At 63.9% G+C, this 1,771-nt stretch carries 1 protein-coding gene and 1 pseudogene; both read right to left on the bottom strand.

What is annotated here, in order from left to right; genetic code table 11:
- On the bottom strand, positions 1 to 1,265 hold a 1,265-nt coding region (locus AC5JJ6_RS03460; protein WP_496040707.1), incomplete at its 3' end, for a GAF domain-containing protein.
- Between the two features lie 173 nt (positions 1,266 to 1,438).
- A pseudogene (locus AC5JJ6_RS03455) lies at positions 1,439 to 1,771 on the bottom strand (phenylacetate--CoA ligase family protein); the annotation flags it as partial.

Raw genomic sequence — 1,771 nt, 5'->3', positions numbered from 1 at the left:
GCCATCACGCCGCTGGCGATCCCGGAATGCTGGGCGAAGCGGCTGGAAATCCCGGCCAGGTGCTCGGTCGTCACCGGTTCCCCTTCCTTGGACCGGGCACGAAGCGTCTCCATGATGTCCAAGACCACTTCCGCCGGCGGAGCACCTCCATCCAGCCGAACTTCGCCATCCCGTATCACGGCGGCGCCACCGGCGTTGAACAGGCGCGCCATCGTCACCGGCCCACTGGTAAGCGCCGGGACGAAGTCGTCGGCGCCGGCCATCTGCTCCAGTAGTCTTGCGTGGGTTGCCACATGGTCCCGCCGCTCGTCCCAGTCCGCCGCCGTCTCGACTTCGGTCAGGCGCATGGCGAAGGCATCGACCAGCAAGGTGACAGCCGTACGCAAGGCGGGCGGGACCAGCAGCGATTGCCGATGGTGGCCGATCACCAGACCCCATAACCGGCCGTGCTTCATCACCGAAACGGACATCGAGCCGTTGACGTTGAGGTTACGATGGTACTCCAGATGGACCGGGGAAAGTGCCCGAAGCCGTGCGAAGCTAAGGTCCAGCGGCTGTGCGCCGTCATCCGCGCTAATCGACAGCAGCGATACCGGCGCCGCGTCGCGGTCGGGGACGAACCGGCTGTGGTTCCGGGCATAAAGCTCCCGTGCCTGCCGGGGGATATCGGATTCCGGAAAGTGCAGGCCCAGCAGAGACTGCTCTAGGTCGGGCGTCTTGTCCTCCGCGATGGCTTCACCGTTCCATTCCGCATCGAAGCGGTAGATCAGCACGCGCTCGAAACCGGACAGGGAGCGGATGGATTGAACCGTCAGGCGCCCCAACTCAGCCAATGATGAAGCATCGCGCAGCCGGACCATGGTGCGCGGCAGTGCCGCCGGAAGATCTCCGGGAGTCGTCTGCTCCGCCTCCACGATGATGATGCCGTTATGGCTGTGGACCGCAAAGTCCATCAGCACACCATTGCCGGGCAGGCAGGCGGTCGTGCGAAACGGGTTCGCTCCGTCCAGTTCGCCCTTGGCGGCAGCGTCCCGGATTTCCGCCGCCAGGGTGTCTCCGATCAGTGCGTCCAGCGGCCGCTGACCCAAGTCGCCGGGCTCGATCCCAAAGACGGTGGAAGCATTGGCGCTGTACGCCGCCAGTGCCCAATCGCCTGAATGCAGCGCCAGAAGCGCTCCATGAGGCTGAATGGCACCGGGAATATGGATCGGCTCCCGCTCGCACGGGGTAAGATCGACACCCTGGGATGAGGCCAGCCGCTCCACCAGGGCTCGGGCTCCTTCACGGTCGAATTCAGGAGAAGGCTGACGGGAAGACCCGGATGTTTCGGGGCGGTGCGAGGAGTACATGCTCGTCCGGACAGAGTTCATGCGTGATGATGGATAACACGTCGGGAGGTGCCTTGTTCACTGCCGAAACCCTTGTTCCGACCAAAGTTCTAGCCTTCGTATTTGCGCAGATCCTCGATCACCTTGCCATCATTGGGCAAAGTTCCGGGGGGTACGATTTCAATCCCGCCTTTCAGCTTGGTCACCGAAGTCAGGCTCGCCGCAAGAGCCTCGGCAAGTCCAGTGCCGGCATCGGCCGCTTCGGCTTTCAGGACCATGGTGTCGGCGCCATCGGCCCTGTTTACGACCAGCCGGCCGCGCAAGGCCTCCGGATGCCGTTTCAAAACGTCCGCGATCTGTCCGGCATGGACGAACATGCCCTTCACCTTAGTCGTCTGATCCGCCCGGCCAAGCCAGCCTCGGATGCGCCGGTTGGTCCGTCC

The sequence above is a fragment of the Skermanella sp. genome (assembly GCF_059503625.1).
Note: the sequence above shows the minus strand (reverse complement) of the source record. Positions and strands in the feature narration are given on the sequence as shown.